This window comes from Agromyces sp. MMS24-JH15, from assembly GCF_043518605.1.
In the GTDB taxonomy this organism is placed as follows: Bacteria; Actinomycetota; Actinomycetes; order Actinomycetales; family Microbacteriaceae; genus Agromyces.
The window spans coordinates 1,281,195-1,297,747 of sequence record NZ_CP171358.1 but is presented as its reverse complement, the minus strand read 5'-3'; the positions used below and the strand labels follow the sequence as shown (position 1 = coordinate 1,297,747).

Genomic DNA, 16,553 nt, shown 5'->3' with positions numbered 1-16,553 from the left:
AGCCGTCGGCGGCGCTCACTCGAACGACAGGGGGCGCAGGGTCCCGTAGGGGATCTCCAGGTCCTCCGCCCGAACGGCCCGGGCCGGCGGCCGCTCGCCGGTGGGCGCGGCATCCGTCACGCGGTCCCCGCGGAAGGCGCGAACGCCCCCGCGAAGCCGGCACCAGGCCACGAGGTACCAGTCCTGCCCCTTCCCGATGAACCCGAGCGGCTCGACGTCGCGGCTGCTCTCCCTGCCCTCGGCGTCGCGGTAGCGGATGCGCAGCACGCTGTCCTCGCGCAATGCACGAGCGATGCGGTCGGGGGCACCCCCGCGTTCGTCGTCCTCGAGCAGGTGGACCCGCCCGGCCAGCGCGGCCGCCCGCCGCGCTTCCTCGGCACCGAGCACCGCCGTGATCTTCCGGGATGCGCTCAGCGCGGCATCCCGGAAGGGGCTGGTCGCGAGCCCGCCCAGCCCGACGGTGATCGCGAAGGCCTCATCGACCGTCAACCCCAGCGGCGGGAGGGTGTGGCGCGCATCGATCGTGTACCCGCCGGTTCGCCCGGCATCCGCCCAGATCGGCACGCCCGCCGCTTGCAGTGCACCGATGTCCCGCTCGATCGTGCGCACGCTGACCTCGAAGCGATCGGCCAGCCAGCGGGCGCTGCGCCGACCCGGCGCTGCGGCGCGCAGCTCCTCCACGAGCGCGTAGAGACGGTCGGTGCGAGTCACTCCCGAGCTCCGGGGTCACCCGCCGACCCCCGCCGCCGACCTCCGCCGAACCACGACGCGATGCCCCACGCGGTGACCCGCCCCATCGCCTCGAGCACGATCCCGAGGCTCATCTTCGAGTCGCCGCGCTCGCGCTCGACGAACGTCACCGGCACCTCGACGATCCGCAGCCCCGCACGGTGCGCTCGCATCAGCATGTCGACCTGGAACCCGTACCCGCGCGTGTGCACCTCCTCGAGCTGCATCCGCCGCAGCCCGTCCGCGCTGAACGCGCGGTAGCCGGCCGTGACATCGCGATACGGCAGCCGCAGCATGCTGCGCGAGTAGGCGCTGCCGCCGCGCGAGAGCCACTCGCGGTGCTTCGGCCAGTTCACGATCGACCCGCCCGGCACGCGGCGCGACCCGATCACGAGGTCGGCGGATGCCTCGCCCGCGCCCTCCTCGGCGGCCGCGACGTCCCCCGCCGGGCCGTGCAGCGCGGCGAGCAGGTCGGGCAGCTCCTCGGGCCGGTGGGAACCGTCGGCGTCCATCTGCACGACCGGGTCGTACCCGTTCGCGAGCGCCCAGTCGAACGCCTCGAGGTAGGCGGCCCCGAGGCCGTCCTTGCCGGCGCGGTGGAGCACGTGCACCGAGGCATCCGCCGCGGCCAGCTCGTCGGCGAGGAGGCCCGTGCCGTCGGGCGAGGCGTCGTCGACGACGAGCACGGATGCCGCGGGCACGGCCTGCCGCACTCGGGCGACGATCGATGCGAGGTTGTCGCGCTCGTTGTAGGTGGGGATCACCACCAGGGGTTCGGGCACCCGTGCATCGTAACCGGCGGGAACCGGGCGGCTCGACGGCCCTAGCGGACGCCGGACATGAGCCGCAGCACGCCGCGGCTGCCGACCGCGAGCGCGACGCCGAGCACGATCGCGATGCCGCCCAGCACGCCGAAGTAGGCCACCTCGGTCTCGGTCGAGTAGAACTCCGCAAGGCGGCCCGCGATCGCGGTGCCGAGCGCCACCGACAGGAAGAACAGCGCGACCATCTGCGTGTGGAACACCTTCGGCGCGAGCTTCGTCGTCACCGACAGCCCGACCGGCGAGAGCAGCAGCTCGGCGATCGTGAACACGAACAGGATCCCCACGATCGCCAGCAGCGGCGTCGAGTTCGGGCCGCCACCGGCGAACGGGATGAACAGCAGGAACGCCAGGCCCATGATCACCGTGCCGAGCGCGAACTTGATCGGCGTCGACGGCTGCCGGTCGCCGAGCTTCGTCCACAGCGCCGCGAACGCGCCCGACAGGATGATGATGAAGATCGGGTTGATCGACTGCACCCACGACACCGGCATCTCCCAGCCGAACAGGTCGCGGTTCAGCTGCTCGTCGCTGTAGATCGTCAGCACGGTGAACTGCTGCTGGTACAGCGACCAGAACGCGACCGACGCGATGAAGAGCGGCACGAACCCGAAGACGCGGTGCCGCTCGACCCGGGTGATGCGCGGGCTCGTCAGGATCACCGCGAAGTAGGCGAGGGCGGCGGCGATCGTGCCGCCGATCACCCAGAGCACGAGGTTCGTCGCCGTGATCCACCCGACCAGGACGAGCACCACGACGACGACCACGGCGGCCGCGCCGACGCCGATCACGAGGCCGCGGCGGTCCCGCGGCAGCGGGTTGGGCACGACGGATGCCTCGGGCGGCAGCGACTTCCGCCCGAAGGCGTACTGGGTCAGGCCGATCGCCATGCCCACCGCGGCGAGCGCGAACCCCCAGTGGAAGCCGAGCGTGCTCTGCACGAGGCCGGTGAGGAGCGGGCCGAAGAACGCGCCGAGGTTGATGCCGAGGTAGAACACGCTGAAGCCGGCGTCGCGCCTCGGGTCGTGCTCGTCGTAGAGCGTGCCGACGACGCTCGTCGCGTTCGCCTTCAGCCCGCCCGAGCCGAACGCGACCAGCACGAGGCCCACGCCGACGCCGAGGAAGCCGGGCAGCAGGGCGAGCGCGATGTGCCCGGCCATGATCACGATCGCGCTGAAGAACAGCACGCGTTCGCTGCCGAGCAGGCGGTCGGCGATCCAGGCGCCGAGGATCGTCGAGAGGTAGACGGCGCCGCCGTACGCGCCGACGATGCCCGCCGCTGCGGTCTGGTCCATCCCGAGGCCGCCCTCGGCCACCGAGTAGTACAGGTAGATGAGCAGGATCCCCTGCATGCCGTAGAAGCTGAAGCGCTCCCACATCTCGACGCCGAAGATGTGCACGAGCGCGCGCGGCTGCCCGAGGAACCCGTGGTCCCCCCTCGTCGTCCGTTCCCCGCCGTCGGTGACCCGGGGCTCCGGCGGCCCCACCTCACCGGGTGCGGGTTCGGTGACCTCCCCCATGCGGGCCAGCCTAGACCCGCGGGTCGACCCGGGTCACGCGTCGTCCGCACGGTGGCGACGAACGGCTGCCCCGGCTCCCGGTACGGGGGATGTCCCCCGGAAGCCGGGTGGCTCGCCCCAGTGCCGTCGTCCGGAGCCGCTCAGTAGCGTCGGAGGCGATCGAGGAGGTCCACACACCATGTCCCGCAGCACCGCCGCCCGAAGCGCCCGCAGCACCCGGCGCCCGCACCGCACCCGCACGCACCGCACCGCCCGGATCGCGACCGTCGGCGTCGCCGCCGTCTCGGCCGGCGCCATCGCGCTCGGCCTGAGCGGCTGCGCGTTCCTCGGGCCGCTCCACGAGTTCTCCGACTCCGCATCGGTCGCCGCGACCGTCGCGCACGTCACGATCGACTCGCCCGATGACAGCGTCGAGGTGCGCGGCGTCGCCGGCGCCACGGGCGTCTCGATCGAGCGCACGGTCCGCTACCGCGGGCCGGAGCGCGAGATCGGCGACACCCACCGGGTCGACGGCGACGAGCTCGTCCTCGGGGGATGCGGCCGCAACTGCTCGGTCGCGTACACGGTCGAGGTGCCGGTCGGCGTGGACGTCTCGGGCGAGACCTCGAACGGCGAGCTCGACCTCGAGGACGTCGGCGAGGTCGACGTCGAGACCAGCAACGGTCGGATCGAGCTGACCGACGTCGCCGGCTCCGTCAGCGCCTCGACGAGCAACGGGGCGATCGTCGGCCGCGGGCTCGCGGGCCACGGCATCGACGTCGACACGTCCAACGGCGAGATCGACCTGGAGCTCGTCACCGCGCAGGACGTCGCCGCCGACACGTCGAACGGCTCGATCGAGATCACCGTGCCGGACGCGGCCTACCGGGTCGATGCGCACACGTCGAACGGGAGCACCGACATCGGCGTGGCGGACGACCCCGACGGGGAGTTCGAGCTCGTGCTGGGCTCGTCGAACGGCGCCATCACCGTCTCGGTCGACGACTGAGCGGCCGGCCGGGCGACGTTCGGGCCGGGTGGCGCCATGCGCCGCCCGGCCCGGGCCGCTACGCGTTCTTCGCGTCGCGCCAGCGCAGCCAGTGCCGCACCGGCTCGAGGTCGTAGTCCGGACCCGAGATGCCGACGGTGAACAGCCGCACGCCGCCCGCGTGCAGCGCCTCGGCGCGCTCGTCGTCGCCGTGACGACCGAGCTCGTTCGAGATCACGATCTCCGAGACGTCCCGGCCGATCGCGTCGCCGTGCCGCTTCAGCACGTCGAGCTTGTGGGCCAGGGCGTCGGGGCGCACGAACGAGTGCCAGATGTCGGCGTGCTCGGCGGTGATCCGGAGCGTCTTCTGCTCGCCCGCGCCGCCGATCATGATCGGGATGCGCCGGGTCGGAGCCGGGTTGAGCTTCGACCAGCGCTCGCGGATGCGCGGGAGCGCGGCATCCAGCGCGTTCAGGCGGGAGCCGGCCGTGCCGAACTCGTACCCGTACTCGTCGTAGTCCCGCTCGAACCAGCCGCTGCCCGTGCCGAAGATGAAGCGGCCCGCGCCGCCGCCCTTCGCGGAGACGTGGTCGAGCGTGCGGGCCATGTCGGCCTGCAGGTCGGCGCCGCGGTAGGAGTTGCAGTTGACCAACGTGCCGAACTCGATCCGCTCGGTCTGCTCGGCCCACGCGCCGAGCATGGTCCACGCCTCGAAGTGCAGGCCGTCGGGGTCGCCCGAGAGCGGGAAGAAGTGGTCCCAGTTGAAGACGACGTCGACGCCGAGGTCCTCGAGCCGGAGCACGGTGTCGCGGATGGCGGAGTACTCGGCGTGCTGGGGCTGGACCTGCACGCCGATGCGGACGGGGGAATTCGCAGACATGGATTCCAGCCTAGGGACGCGCGGAGGCTCCGCGGCACGCGCGGCGACCCGAACCCGGCGGCATCCGCATCTTCGGCGGCTGGGCGGCCGCTCCCGCATGAAATCCGCGTGCGGGGGTGTGCCGACGCAACGTCCCGGCATATGCTCGCGGGCATGGACAACCTGGACCGCGCGATCCTCGACCTGCTCCGACGCAACGCGCGCGCGGGCTACGGCGATATCGGGTCGTCCGTCGGCCTGTCCGCATCGGCGGTGAAACGGCGCGTCGACCGGCTCGTCGCCGACGGGGTCATCCGCTCGTTCACGATCCAGGTCGACCCCGCCGTCGACGGCATGAGCACCGAGGCGTACGTCGAGCTGTTCTGCCGCGGGACGGTCGCGCCGGAGGAGCTGCGGCGCATCCTGCAGGATGTCCCGGAGGTCGTGTACGCCGGCACCGTCACCGGCTCGGCCGACGCGATCGTGCACATGCGCGCGCGCGACATCACCTCGCTCGAGGACGCGCTCGAGCGCGTGCGCGTCGCACCCAACGTGGACCACACGCGGAGCGCGATCGTGCTCTCGCGACTCGTCAACCGCAACCGGGAGTGAGCATGGACCGCATCGTGGTCGACCCGGCTTCGCCGACGGCGCCGTACGAGCAGATCCGGGCGGCGGTCGTCGACCGGATCCGGCACGGCGACCTGGCGCCCGGGGCGCGGCTGCCCACCGTCCGCGCGCTCGCCGAGGAGCTCGGCCTCGCGGTCAACACCGTGGCGCGCGCGTACCGCGAGCTCGAGGGCGACCACCAGATCGAGACGCGCGGCCGGGCCGGGACCTTCGTCTCCGCGCACGGCGACGCCGCGCACCGCGAGCTGCAGCAGGCGGCCGCCGAGTTCGCCGCGCTCGCCCGGCGGCTCCAGATCCCGCCCGACGACGCGCTCGAGACGATCGACCGGGCGCTCCGCATCGGGACGTAGTCGCGCCGGGTCTCGAGACGCGTCGCCTCCGGCGGCGCTCCTCGACCACCGGGAACCGGCGGCGCTGCCCGACCACCGGGAACCGGCGGCGCTACTTGACCACCGGGGAACCGGCGGGGCTGCCCGACCACCGAGGAACCGGCGCTGCCCGACCACCGGGGCCCGCGGCTCACCCCTCGGGGATCGGCTCCTTCGGCAGCTTCCGCACCTTGGCGCGCCGGCGACGTCGCTCCGGGATCATCGACCGCATCTCCTCGAGCTTGCCGAAGCAGAGCAGCCGGTCCCCCGACTCGAGCACGACGCCCTTCCGCGGGTTCGGGATCACGGTCGTGCCGCGGTGCAGCGTGAGCACCGTGATGTCCCGCTCCCACAGGCCCGACTCGCCCAGCGACTTGCCGACGAGGTCGGCGGCACCGTGCACGAGGAGCTCGGCCACGCCGTAGCCCGTCGAGACCGTGAGCCGCTGGCGCACGTCGATCTCGGGGAACGCGACCTGGTTGGCCATGTAGTCGATGATCGCGCCGGCGACGTCGAGGTTCGTCGCCTGCTCGATGCCCTGCAGGCCCGGCGACGAGTTGACCTCCATCACCAGCGGGCCCTCGTTGCCCTCGAGCATGTCGACGCCGGCGACCTTGAGTCCCATGATCTGCGCCGATCGCACGGCGGCCTGCTCGTACTCGGGGGTGAGCTCGACGGCCTCGACGCTGCCGCCGCGGTGCACGTTCGAGCGGAACTCGTCGCCGTTCGCGACGCGGCGCATCGCCGCGACGACGCGGTCGCCGACGACGAGGGCACGGATGTCCCGCCCGCGGCTCTCGGCGATGAACTTCTGGATCAGCACGTTCTGCTTGGTCGAGTGCAGCGTCTCGATGATCGCCTCGGCGACCTTGACCTGCGGCGCGAGGATGACGCCGATGCCCTGCGTGCCCTCCAGCAGCTTGATCACGACCGGTGCTCCGCCGACCAGTTCGATCGCGGGACGCACGTCGGCGCGGTTGCGGACGAACGCGGTCGCGGGCATCCCGATGTTGTGCCGGGAGAGGATCTGCGTCGCGCGCAGCTTGTCGCGCGCGTTCGAGATGCCGTTCGCCGTGTTCGGCGTGTAGACGTCCATCTGCTCGAACTGGCGCACCACGGCCGTGCCGAAGTAGGTGATCGAGTTGCCGATACGCGGCAGGATCGCGTCGTAGTCGCTGAGCGGCCGGCCCCGGTACTGGAGGTCCGGCTCGAGCTGGGTGAGGTCGATGCCGAAGCGCAGCGTGTTCAGCACCCGGACGGTGTGGCCGCGTTGTTCGGCCGCCGCCCGGAGTCGCTGCGTGGAGTACGCCTGCGGGGCGCGCGACAGGATCGCAAGTTTCATCCTTGAGCCCCTGAGAAGATAGGCGAGTGACAGAGCCCATCCATTCAACCACCATCGCCGGATGGCGCGAGTGGGTGAGCCTGCCGGGCATCGAGGTGCCCTGGGTGAAGGCGAAACTCGACACCGGCGCGCGCTCGAGCGCGATCCACGCGTTCGACGTCGAGGGGTTCCGTCGGAGGGGCGCTGACTGGGTGCGCTTCAAGGTGCGTCCGTGGCAGTTGTCCGAGGAGGACGCGGTCACGGTCGAGCGCCCGGTGCACGACCGTCGTCGGGTGCGCAGCTCGTCGGGGCACGTCGAGGAGCGCATCGTGGTGATGCTCGACGTCGTGATGATCGGGCACACGGTCACCGCCGAGGTGACGCTGAGCAACCGGGACCAGATGGGCTTCCGGATGCTGATCGGGCGCGAGGCGCTTCGGCAGGGCTTCGTGGTCGACTCGGCCCGCTCGTTCGTCGGCGGCCGCGCGCCGCGCCCGGCGCGCCGCCGCAACCGCGGCAAGTAGCGTCAGGCGGAGGGCGCGACGAACCGCTCCGCGAGGTCGAGGAGCAGCCGGGCGCCGAACCCCGTCGCGCCGGCCGACCGCCAGGCGTCGTCGGCGTCCGACTGCATGGTGCCCGCGATGTCGAGGTGCGCCCACGGGATGCCGGCGACGAAGTGGTCGAGGAACAGCGCGGCCGTCGTCGCCCCGGCGTACTTCCCGCCCAGGTTCGAGAGGTCGGCGACGTCGGAGTCGAGCTGCTTGCGGTAGGTGCGCTCGAGCGGCAGCTGCCACACCTGCTCGTCCGAGGCATCCGCCGCCGCCTTCACCTGGTCGACGAACGGCTGGTCGTTGCCGAACAGGGCGGCGGTGAGCTGGCCGAGCGCCATCAGCGCCGCCCCCGTGAGCGTGGCGATGTCGACGATCGCGTCGGGCTCGGTCTCGGTCGCGAGCACGAGCCCGTCCATCATCACGAGGCGGCCCTCGGCATCGGTGTTCTTCACCTCGACGGTGGTGCCGCCGCGGGCCGTGAGCACGTCGCCCAGCTTGTAGGCCGAACCAGACGGCATGTTGTCGGTGCACATGAGCCAGGCCGTCACCTCGGACCGCACGCCGGCCGCGGCGAACGCGGTGAACGCGCCGAGGATCGCCGCGGCACCGCCCATGTCCATCTTCATGAGCAGGTGCATGGGGTCGCTGGGCTTCAGGCTGATGCCGCCCGAGTCGTACATGATGCCCTTGCCGACCATGGCGAGCTTCCCGCCGCCCGTGCCCGCGTACGTCAGCTTGACCATCCGCGGCTCCTCAGCGCTGCCGGCGTTGACGCCCAGGAGGCCCCCGCAGCCGAGCGCGATCAGCTGCGCCCGGTCGAACAGCTCGACGCCGAACCCGTGGGCGGCGCCGAGCTGTACGGCCACCTCGCCGAAGTCCGCCGCCGTGAGGTGGCCGGGCGGGGTGTTCGCGAGATCGCGGGCCAGGCACGCGGCCCGGGCCGCGACGAGTCCCGCCGCGATCCCGTCGGCCACGAGCTCGCGATCGGCCCCGTCGCCGACCCGCAGTTCGATCGCTTCGGGGAGCGTGTCCTTCCGAGCCTGCTTCAGCGGGCTGTACCGGTACCTCGACAGGACGATCCCCTCGATGAGCGCACGGCCCGCGGCCGAGGCATCCACCTCGCCGATGCCGTCGACCCGGAGGCCGATCCTGGCGTGCCGAGCCGCCGCCCGGGCGAACACGGCCGCGGCGGTGCGCAGGGCGGCCGTGGTCAGCGGGTCCCCGCCGAGGCCGACGAGCACCAGCACCGGGCCCGTCGGCTGCGGCAGGGCGAGCGCCTGCCCCGGCTTCGCCTCGAAGCCGGCGCGTGCGAGCGCGTCGCGGTCGAAGGCGATCCCGGGCGGGAGCGGCCCCTCGGCGGCGATGAGCACGCCGAGGGCACCGGCCGACTCGTCGAGCTCGTCGACGGCGGTCGCCGCGAGCGCGTCGATCCACGCGGCCGACGGAACCGGGTCGAAGGTGTCGGGGATGAGCTTCTGGGCGGCGCGAGTCATCTCGGGCTCCTCTCAGTGTGGACGAGGTCGTCGTCGGACGTGTCATCGGGCGTGTCGTCGATGGCGTCGGGGTCGTCGGGTTCGAGCCGCGCGGGCAGCTCGTCGCGCATGCGGCCCGGCATCCGCGTCGCCGGGACGATCGCGAGCAGCGCCAGGCCGGCCAGCGCGAGCAGCGAGATCTTCAACGCGGTCAACCGAGCCGACTCGTTGATCGCGACCGCCGCATCGACCTCGGCCGGGGTCGCACCCGTCGTCGAGAGCACGTCCTTCAGGTGGTCGTTCGTCACGAAGTTGACCTGGTCGAGGTTCACCTCCGCGACCACCTCGGGCGTGAGCTCCGGGTGATCGGCGACCTCCGACAGCACCAGGCCCGACAGCACCGTCACCGCGAACACGGTCGCCACGGCGATGCCGACGCTGCCCGACACGTTGTGCACGAGTCCGCGCCACGCGCCCACGTCGCCGGCCAGCTCCTTCGGCGCCGCGGACAGCAGGGTGTTGAACACGAGCGCCACGATCGAGCCCTGCCCGAGGCCCAACAGGACGAGCCCGACGACCACGAAGGCCTGGCCCCACTCGTTCTGGATCGTGAAGGCGAGCAGCGCGAGCGCCGACGCGACGACGACGAAGCCGGCCGTCGCGATCTGCCGAGGCGAGAACCGCCCGTAGATCAGGGCGATGAACGTGCTCGAGAGGAAGATCGACAACGTGTACGGGATGATCGAGAACGACGTCTCGATGCCCGACAGGCCCTGCACGACCTGCATGTAGAGCGGGATGAGGAAGTTCGCGGCGGTGCCGACGAACAGCATGATCGCCATGCACGCGGTGATCGCCCGCTCCTGGCCCGACTTCAGCACCCGCAGGTCGAAGATCCGCGGGCGGTGCTCGCGCTGCCGGCGACGCAGCCAGACGAAGAACAGCTGCCCGACGACGAGGCCCAGCAGCACCAGGACGGGCGCCGGTGAGAGCCCGAGGATGTCGAACGGCGCCTGGTCGGAGGCCAGGACGACTCCCCAGGGCGCGAGTCCCGAGAACCCGAAGCTCAACAGGATGATCGACGTGGCGGCGATGAACGCGCCGCCCCAGTCGATCCGCAGGGCTCGCTGCGGCTCGACCCGCCTGAGGCCGAGGCTGAGCAGCAGGTTCACGACGGCCAGCACGACCACGAGCCCGAACGAGTACCGCCAGCCGATGGTCTCGGCGAACGTGCCCGCGATCAGCAGGGCGAGCACGCCGGCGGCGGGGATCGCGGCGGCGAGGAGCCCGATCGCGGTCGCCTGCTGCCTGCCGTGGTAGTTGGCCGCGATGAACACGGTGAGCGCGGGGGCGATGAGCGCGATGACGGCGCCCGAGAGCGCCTGCGCGATGAAGAGCATCGCCGGGCTCACTGCGAGCGCGACCCCCGCCATGGCGAGGCCGTGCACCGCGAGGGCGATCTGGAACACGGCCTTCGTGCCGAAGCGCGAGCCGACCTTGGCGCCCAGCAGGATGAACGCGGCCATCGCGAACGTGCCGGCGGTGATGGCCGTGCCGACGCTCGTGGCGGGCGTGTCGAGGTCGGAGGTGATGGGCCCCATCGACACGGTGAGCGCGTTCACCGCGAAGGATGCCTGCACCTGCGTGAGGACGACGACGACGAGCGGCAGCCACGACGTGCGTGTCGCGGCCGCCGGCGTGGCTGTGGCGCTCCGATGAGTCACTGCGGCCCCTCCCCGGCTGATGCAGCGACCGCCCGGCGACGGTGCCGGTCGATCTGGTGCGACCCTATCGCCGGTCGAGCGGTCGCGTGAAGACTGCCGTTCTCGACCGGGCTCCCCTAGGGTCTGACCATGGACCCGATCGTCGCGACCTTCGTGATCCTCGGGCTGGCGGTGATCGCGTTCCTGACCGGCCGCATCCCGGTCGCGATCGTGGCCGTCGGCGTCTCCGTGGCGCTCTGGGCGACGGGGGTGCTCGACCTCCGCGAGGCCCTCGCCGGGTTCGGCGACCCGACCGTCGTCTTCATCGCGACGCTGTTCGTCGTCTCGGAGGGCCTCGACGCCTCCGGGGTGACGGGCTGGGTCGGCCAGGCCGTCGTGCGGCTCACGGGCTCGGACGCCCGGCGCGCGCTGGTCGTCGTGATGATCGTCGTCGCCCTGCTCACCGCGCTCATCAGCGTGAACGGCGCGGTCGCCGCGCTCCTGCCGATGGCGGTCATCGTCGCCGTGCGGAGCGGGATCGCGCCGTCCCGGCTGCTGCTCCCGCTCGCCTTCGGCGCGCATGCCGGCTCGATGCTGACCCTCACGGGCACCCCCGTCAACGTGCTCATCGCGGAGCTCGCGCTCGACAGCGGCGCGGGCACCCTCGGCTACTTCGAGTTCGCGAAGATCGGCGTGCCGCTCGTGATCGCGACCGTGCTCGTCACGCTCCTGTTCGGGCGCCGGCTCATCCCCGACCGGGCGGCGGCCTCGGGCATCCGCGACCTGAGCGGCCATACCGCGACCATCCGGAAGCAGTACCCGTCGGTGCGCGACGAGGCCCTCGTCGATCGCGAGCTCGGCATCACCGAGGCGGTCGTGCCGCCCCGGTCGAAGCTCATCGGCAAGGAGGTGTTCCCCGGGATGGTCGGCGGCGAGGACGGGAGCATCGTGCTCCTCGCGATCCTGCGCAACGACCGCGAGGAGACGAGGCCGATCGCGCTCCAGCCCGGCGACGTGCTCCTGATGCAGGGCAGCTGGGATCGCCTCGAGGCTCGCAGCCTCGGCGGGGACCTGCTCGTGGTCGACCACCCCGATGCGCTCCGGCGCCAACTCGCGCCGTTCGGCTGGCGCGGCTGGGTGGCGCTGGGCGTGCTCGCGGCCATGGTCGTGGTGCTGGCGACGGACCTCCTCCCGGCCGCGATCGCCGGGCTCCTCGCCGCCGGTGCGATGATCCTCACCCGCATCGTCCCGATCGCCCGCGCCTTCCGTCGCATCTCGTGGACGACGGTGGTGCTGGTTGCCGGCATGATCCCGCTGTCGACGGCGTTCCTCGCGACCGGAGCCGCCGACCTGGTCGCCTCGGGCCTGCTCGCCGTCGTCGGCGACTCGAGCCCGTACCTCGTGCTGCTCGCGCTCGGCGTCGTGGTGCTGGCGCTCGGCCAGGTGATCAGCAACATGGCGACCGCGTTGATCCTCTCGCCCGTCGCGATCGCGGTCGCCGGCGAGCTCGGGATGTCCCCGCTCCCGTTCCTCATGGCGGTGACGACGGCGGCCGCCGCGGCCTTCCTCACGCCGGTCGCCACACCGGTCAACCTGATGGTGATGGGCCCGGCGGGGTACCGGTTCGGCGACTACGCCCGCTACGGCTGGCCGTTGGCGCTGGTCTTCCTCGCCGCGGCGGTGTTCCTCACGCCGGTGTTCTGGCCGTTCCAGCCCTGAACCGGCCTAGATCACCCCGTCCGACAGCGACGTCGGGTTGCCGAACCGGTGGTTCGTGATCGAGATCGCCTGCTCCCGCAGGAACGGCAGCAGTTCGATCCGGCCCGAGGGCGTGACCGGGTGCGACCACACCGCGATGTCCGGCCGCCCGCCGAGCGCCTCGGCGAGCGCGGATGCGTCGCCGCCGACCAGCCGCACGCGCGACGTGCCGAGCCCGCCGCGTCGCACGCGGGCGAGCCAGGCGGCATCGTCCTCGGCGACGACCTCGAGGCTCCGGGTCGCGAGCGCGTTCCGCACGCCGCGGGGAAGCTTGGCCGAGGTCGACACGGTGACCCGGGACCTCGCGAGCACGCCGGCCGCGATCACCCGCAGCCCGTCGACGAGGGCCGCGTCGTCCGAGATCCGGATGGTCACCGGAACCGGCAGGTAGCGGAAGAGGTTCCGTTCGACGCCGAGGCCCGAGGCATCCCGGACCGTGCCGTACTCCTCGGCCCACGCGACCGCATCCGACAGGGCGCCGCGGCGCAGCACCTCGAACCGGTCGTAGGCGAGCGACGACTGCGACGCCTCGATGAGATCGGTCACGCGCCGGTCGAGCCCGCGGAGGTGGAGCGACTGCGTGGTCCGCGAGTGGTCGGGCGCCCAGTCGCCGAGCCCGAGGAGGTAGTTCGGCCCGCCGGCCTTCGCGCCCGCGCCGACCGACGACTTCTTCCAACCGCCGAACGGCTGGCGCTGCACGATCGCGCCCGTGATGCCCCGGTTCACGTACAGGTTGCCGGCCTCGACGCGGGCGAGCCAGGTCGCGAGCTCCTCGGCGTCGAGCGAGTGCAGCCCGGCGGTGAGGCCGTAGTCGACGGCGTTCTGGATCGAGATCGCCTCGTCGAGGTCCTTCGCGTGCATGATGCCGAGCACGGGGCCGAAGAACTCGGTGAGGTGGAAGTAGGTGCCGGGCTGCACGCCCGTGCGGATGCCGGGCGACCAGAGCGATCCGGCCGAGTCGAGCCGGCGCGGCTCGAGCAGCCACGTCTCGCCCGCGCCGAGCTGGGTGAGCGCGTGCAGCAGCTTGCCCTGCGCGGGCTCGACGACGGGGCCGACCTGGGTCGTCGCGTCGGACGCGAGGCCGACGCGGAGCGACCGCGCGGCATCCACGAGCTGGCGCTGGAACCGCTCCGACTTCGCGACCTCGCCGACGAGGATGACGAGCGAGGCGGCCGAGCACTTCTGCCCGGCGTGCCCGAACGCGCTCCGGACGACGTCGGCCGCCGCGAGGTCGAGGTCCGCCGAGGGCGTCACGATGATCGCGTTCTTGCCGCTCGTCTCCGCGAGCAGCGGGAGGTCGGCGCGGAACGAGCGGAACAGCTCCGCGGTCTCGTAGGCGCCCGTGAGGATGACCCGGTCGACGAGCGGGCTCGCGACGAGCTCGCGACCCAGGTCCTCCTCGCCGACGTCGACGAGGGCCAGCAGGTCGCGCGGGATGCCCGCCTCCCAGAGCGCCTCGACCATGACCGCGCCCGAGCGGCGCGCGAGCGGCGCGGGCTTCACGACGACGCCCGAGCCCGCGGCGAGCGCGGCGAGCACGCCGCCCGCCGAGATCGCGACCGGGAAGTTCCACGGCGGCGTCACGAGCGTGAGCTTCGAGGGCACGAAGATCGCGCCCTGGACGTGGTCGAGCTCGCGGGCGCGCTCGGCGTAGTAGTGGGCGAAGTCGACGGCCTCGCTCACCTCGGGGTCGCCCTCGGCGATCGTCTTGCCGGACTCCGACGCCATCACCTCGATGAGGCGGTCGCGGTTCGCCGCGAGCGAGATCCCGGCGCGGTGGAGCAGCGCGGCGCGCTCGGCGCCCGGCAGCTCGCCCCAGGCCTTGCCCGCGGCGGCGGTGCGCTCGAGGATCGCGCGCAGGTCGGCGGCGTCCGTCACCCTCGCGGCGTCGATGGTCGCGCGGCCGAGCGTCGAGAGCGGGACGCGCTCGAGGATCCGCCGCCCCCAGTCGCGGTTCGCGGCGAGCGCCGGGTCGGTGTCGGGCTGGTTGCGGAAGCCGGGCGTGCGGCCCGAGCCGACGAGCGCAGCGGATGCCTCGTCGCGATCGCCGATCGCCGCGACGGCTCCGGTCGTGGCGGGCGCGGAGCTCAGCCACGGAGCGGGCGGCGCGGCGGGCGCCGCCGCCCAGCCGGTGACGCCGGGGACGGCCGTCCCCAGGCCCGGATCAGCGCCTGTGGCGGTGCCGTCGGCGAGGGCGCCCGCCCCCCACCCGTCGCCCTGCGACCCACGGGCGAGTCCGGAGACCACGTCGGTGAGCGATTCGTCGTCGTGCCCGGTGCCGGGCGCCTGGGCACCGCGGTGCGGGGCATCCGGAACCCCGTCCGCCCATTCGGTGCGCCGGTTCTGCGTGCGGTTCGGCCGGGGCGCGGGCGTGCCGTCGGTCTCCTCGGCGAGCGCCTCGAGCGAACGGAGGTACCGGCCGCGCTCGCGCTGGAACAACCGCTCGTCGCGGTCGAGCTCGAACACGGCGGACATGAAGTTGTCCTGGCTGGCGTTCTCCTCGAGCCGGCGCACGAGGTACGCGATCGCGACGTCGAACTCGGCCGGGCTGACGACGGGCGTGTAGAGCAGGAGCCGGCCGACGTCCTTCCGGACCGCGGCGGCCTGCCCGGTCGCCATGCCGAGGAGCATCTCGAACTCGACGCGGTCGGCGACGCCGCGCTCCTTCGCCACGAGCGCGGCGTGCGCGACGTCGAAGAGGTTGTGCCCGGCGATGCCGAGGTGGACCGCGTCGGTGCGCTCGGGGGTGAGCGACCAGTGCAGCACGCGCTTGTAGTTGGTGTCGGAGTCCTGCTTGGTGGGGTACGTCGCGACGGGCCATCCGTGCAGTTCGGCGTCGACGTGCTCCATGGCGAGGTTGGCGCCCTTCACGACCCGCACCTTGATCGGGGCGCCGCCCGCGGCGCGGCGGGCCTGCGCCCACGCGGTGAGCCGCTGCATCGCGTCGAGCGCGTCGGGCAGGTAGGTCTGGAGCACGATCCCGGCCTCGAGCGCCTGGAACTCGGGCTGGTCGAGGAGCGCCCGGAAGACCGCGATCGTCAGGTCGAGGTCGCGGTACTCCTCCATGTCGAGGTTGATGAACTTCGGCTTCCCGGCCGCGGACGACCGCGCCGCGAGCCGGTACAGCGGGGTGAGCTTCTCGACGACCCGCTCGACGGTGTCGTCGAACGACCACATCGAGAGTTGGCTGACGACGCTCGACACCTTGATCGAGACGTAGTCGACGTCGTCGCGCGCGAGGAACTCGTAGGTGCCCTGGAGGCGGCGGTCGGCTTCCTGCTCGCCGAGCACGGCTTCGCCGAGGAGGTTGAGGTTCAGCCGGTCGCCCGAGTCGCGCAGCTTCGCGATCGCGGGGCCGAGGTGCCGCGGCGTCGCGTCGAGCACGAGGTGCCCGACCATCCGGCGGAGCACGCGGCGGGCGATGGGGACGACGGCCCACGGGAACGCGGGCGCGAGCGCGCCGCCGACCCGGACGGCCGCGCGGAGGTGCCAGGGCAGGAACCTCGGTGCGAGCGGCGCGACCTTCGCGAGGTTGCGCCCGGCGACGCCGAGGTCCTCGGGGCGCATGACGCCGTCGACGAAGCCGACGGTGAAGGCGAGGCCGTTCGGGTCCTTGAGCACGCCCGCGAGCCGTGCCGCCGAGGGGTCGACGGGGTGGCCCTGGCTCTCGGCGAGCCAGCGGCGGACGAGGGAGACGACGCGATCGGTCCGCACGTGGTCCGCGGTGGTCATGGTCACGACGGTAGTCCTCACTCGCTCCGGTCCCGTGTCTCGCGCGCGGGATCGCAGACAAGTCTCCGGCGGCGCATCCGTTCACTCCAGCGCATGATTCCGATGGATACTCGTCGGAAGAA

At 72.5% G+C, this 16,553-nt stretch carries 13 protein-coding genes; 5 read left to right on the top strand and 8 right to left on the bottom strand.

Annotated elements, in window-relative coordinates:
* Positions 1–15: 15 nt before the first annotated feature.
* The 3 genes from ACDF64_RS05915 to ACDF64_RS05905 are packed head-to-tail and all read right to left on the bottom strand — an operon-like array spanning position 16 to position 3,070.
* Positions 16–711, bottom strand: a complete 696-nt coding sequence (locus tag ACDF64_RS05915; RefSeq protein WP_394554064.1) for a helix-turn-helix transcriptional regulator — start codon at positions 709–711, stop codon at positions 16–18.
* Positions 708–1,511, bottom strand: coding sequence for a polyprenol monophosphomannose synthase (locus ACDF64_RS05910; protein ID WP_394554062.1), 804 nt, complete (start codon positions 1,509–1,511; stop codon positions 708–710). Before ACDF64_RS05910 ends, ACDF64_RS05915 begins: the two co-directional genes overlap by 4 nt.
* Positions 1,512–1,552: 41 nt before the next feature.
* Positions 1,553–3,070 carry a peptide MFS transporter gene (locus ACDF64_RS05905; protein WP_394554060.1) on the bottom strand — a complete coding sequence of 506 codons (1,518 nt, stop codon included), beginning with the start codon at positions 3,068–3,070 and terminating at the stop codon, positions 1,553–1,555.
* A 178-nt stretch (positions 3,071–3,248) separates the two neighbouring features.
* On the opposite strand from ACDF64_RS05905, the gene ACDF64_RS05900 reads away from it, so the two are divergent.
* Positions 3,249–4,058: a DUF4097 family beta strand repeat-containing protein gene (locus ACDF64_RS05900; RefSeq protein ID WP_394554058.1), complete on the top strand. Its 810-nt coding sequence runs from the start codon at positions 3,249–3,251 to the stop codon at positions 4,056–4,058.
* Between the two features lie 58 nt (positions 4,059–4,116).
* On the opposite strand, the gene ACDF64_RS05895 is transcribed toward ACDF64_RS05900, so the two are convergent.
* Positions 4,117–4,917, bottom strand: coding sequence for an LLM class F420-dependent oxidoreductase (locus tag ACDF64_RS05895; protein ID WP_394554057.1), 801 nt, complete (start codon positions 4,915–4,917; stop codon positions 4,117–4,119).
* A 153-nt stretch (positions 4,918–5,070) separates the two neighbouring features.
* Here ACDF64_RS05895 and ACDF64_RS05890 point away from each other — a divergent pair, with 153 nt between their 5' ends.
* Positions 5,071–5,508, top strand: a complete 438-nt coding sequence (locus tag ACDF64_RS05890; RefSeq protein ID WP_394554055.1) for an Lrp/AsnC family transcriptional regulator — start codon at positions 5,071–5,073, stop codon at positions 5,506–5,508.
* A gap of 2 nt (positions 5,509–5,510) precedes the next feature.
* Positions 5,511–5,876 (top strand): GntR family transcriptional regulator, encoded by a 366-nt coding sequence (locus ACDF64_RS05885; RefSeq protein ID WP_394554054.1) that lies wholly within the window; start codon positions 5,511–5,513, stop codon positions 5,874–5,876.
* Positions 5,877–6,045: 169 nt separating this feature from the next.
* On the opposite strand, the gene ACDF64_RS05880 is transcribed toward ACDF64_RS05885, so the two are convergent.
* A complete protein-coding gene (locus ACDF64_RS05880) occupies positions 6,046–7,236 on the bottom strand; it encodes a RimK family alpha-L-glutamate ligase (protein ID WP_394554052.1) in 1,191 nt (396 codons plus the stop codon).
* Positions 7,237–7,262: 26 nt separating this feature from the next.
* On the opposite strand from ACDF64_RS05880, the gene ACDF64_RS05875 reads away from it, so the two are divergent.
* Entirely contained in the window at positions 7,263–7,739 is a 477-nt protein-coding gene (locus tag ACDF64_RS05875; protein ID WP_394554051.1) for an ATP-dependent zinc protease, read from the top strand.
* A 2-nt stretch (positions 7,740–7,741) separates the two neighbouring features.
* On the opposite strand, the gene ACDF64_RS05870 is transcribed toward ACDF64_RS05875, so the two are convergent.
* Together ACDF64_RS05870 and ACDF64_RS05865 are read right to left on the bottom strand one after the other, a co-directional pair.
* Positions 7,742–9,259, bottom strand: a complete 1,518-nt coding sequence (locus ACDF64_RS05870; RefSeq protein ID WP_394554049.1) for a leucyl aminopeptidase — start codon at positions 9,257–9,259, stop codon at positions 7,742–7,744.
* Positions 9,256–10,962: an MFS transporter gene (locus ACDF64_RS05865; RefSeq protein ID WP_394554048.1), complete on the bottom strand. Its 1,707-nt coding sequence runs from the start codon at positions 10,960–10,962 to the stop codon at positions 9,256–9,258. Before ACDF64_RS05865 ends, ACDF64_RS05870 begins: the two co-directional genes overlap by 4 nt.
* Positions 10,963–11,091: 129 nt before the next feature.
* Between ACDF64_RS05865 and ACDF64_RS05860 the strand changes: the two genes are divergently transcribed.
* Entirely contained in the window at positions 11,092–12,660 is a 1,569-nt protein-coding gene (locus tag ACDF64_RS05860; protein WP_394554047.1) for an SLC13 family permease, read from the top strand.
* A 6-nt stretch (positions 12,661–12,666) separates the two neighbouring features.
* Here the strand turns inward: ACDF64_RS05860 and ACDF64_RS05855 are convergent, their stop codons facing one another.
* Positions 12,667–16,431: a proline dehydrogenase family protein gene (locus ACDF64_RS05855; protein ID WP_394554046.1), complete on the bottom strand. Its 3,765-nt coding sequence runs from the start codon at positions 16,429–16,431 to the stop codon at positions 12,667–12,669.
* Positions 16,432–16,553: the final 122 nt, after the last annotated feature.

Excerpts from the sequence above, each read along its gene's own strand:
- ACDF64_RS05895 (WP_394554057.1), bottom strand. The coding sequence starts at position 4,917 with ATGTCTGCGAATTCCCCCGTCCGCATCGGCGTGCAGGTCCAGCCCCAG.
- ACDF64_RS05855 (WP_394554046.1), bottom strand. The coding sequence starts at position 16,431 with ATGACCACCGCGGACCACGTGCGGACCGATCGCGTCGTCTCCCTCGTC.
- ACDF64_RS05905 (WP_394554060.1), bottom strand. The coding sequence starts at position 3,070 with ATGGGGGAGGTCACCGAACCCGCACCCGGTGAGGTGGGGCCGCCGGAG.
- ACDF64_RS05885 (WP_394554054.1), top strand. The coding sequence starts at position 5,511 with ATGGACCGCATCGTGGTCGACCCGGCTTCGCCGACGGCGCCGTACGAG.
- ACDF64_RS05890 (WP_394554055.1), top strand. The coding sequence starts at position 5,071 with ATGGACAACCTGGACCGCGCGATCCTCGACCTGCTCCGACGCAACGCG.
- ACDF64_RS05880 (WP_394554052.1), bottom strand. The coding sequence starts at position 7,236 with ATGAAACTTGCGATCCTGTCGCGCGCCCCGCAGGCGTACTCCACGCAG.
- ACDF64_RS05870 (WP_394554049.1), bottom strand. The coding sequence starts at position 9,259 with ATGACTCGCGCCGCCCAGAAGCTCATCCCCGACACCTTCGACCCGGTT.
- ACDF64_RS05860 (WP_394554047.1), top strand. The coding sequence starts at position 11,092 with ATGGACCCGATCGTCGCGACCTTCGTGATCCTCGGGCTGGCGGTGATC.
- ACDF64_RS05900 (WP_394554058.1), top strand. The coding sequence starts at position 3,249 with ATGTCCCGCAGCACCGCCGCCCGAAGCGCCCGCAGCACCCGGCGCCCG.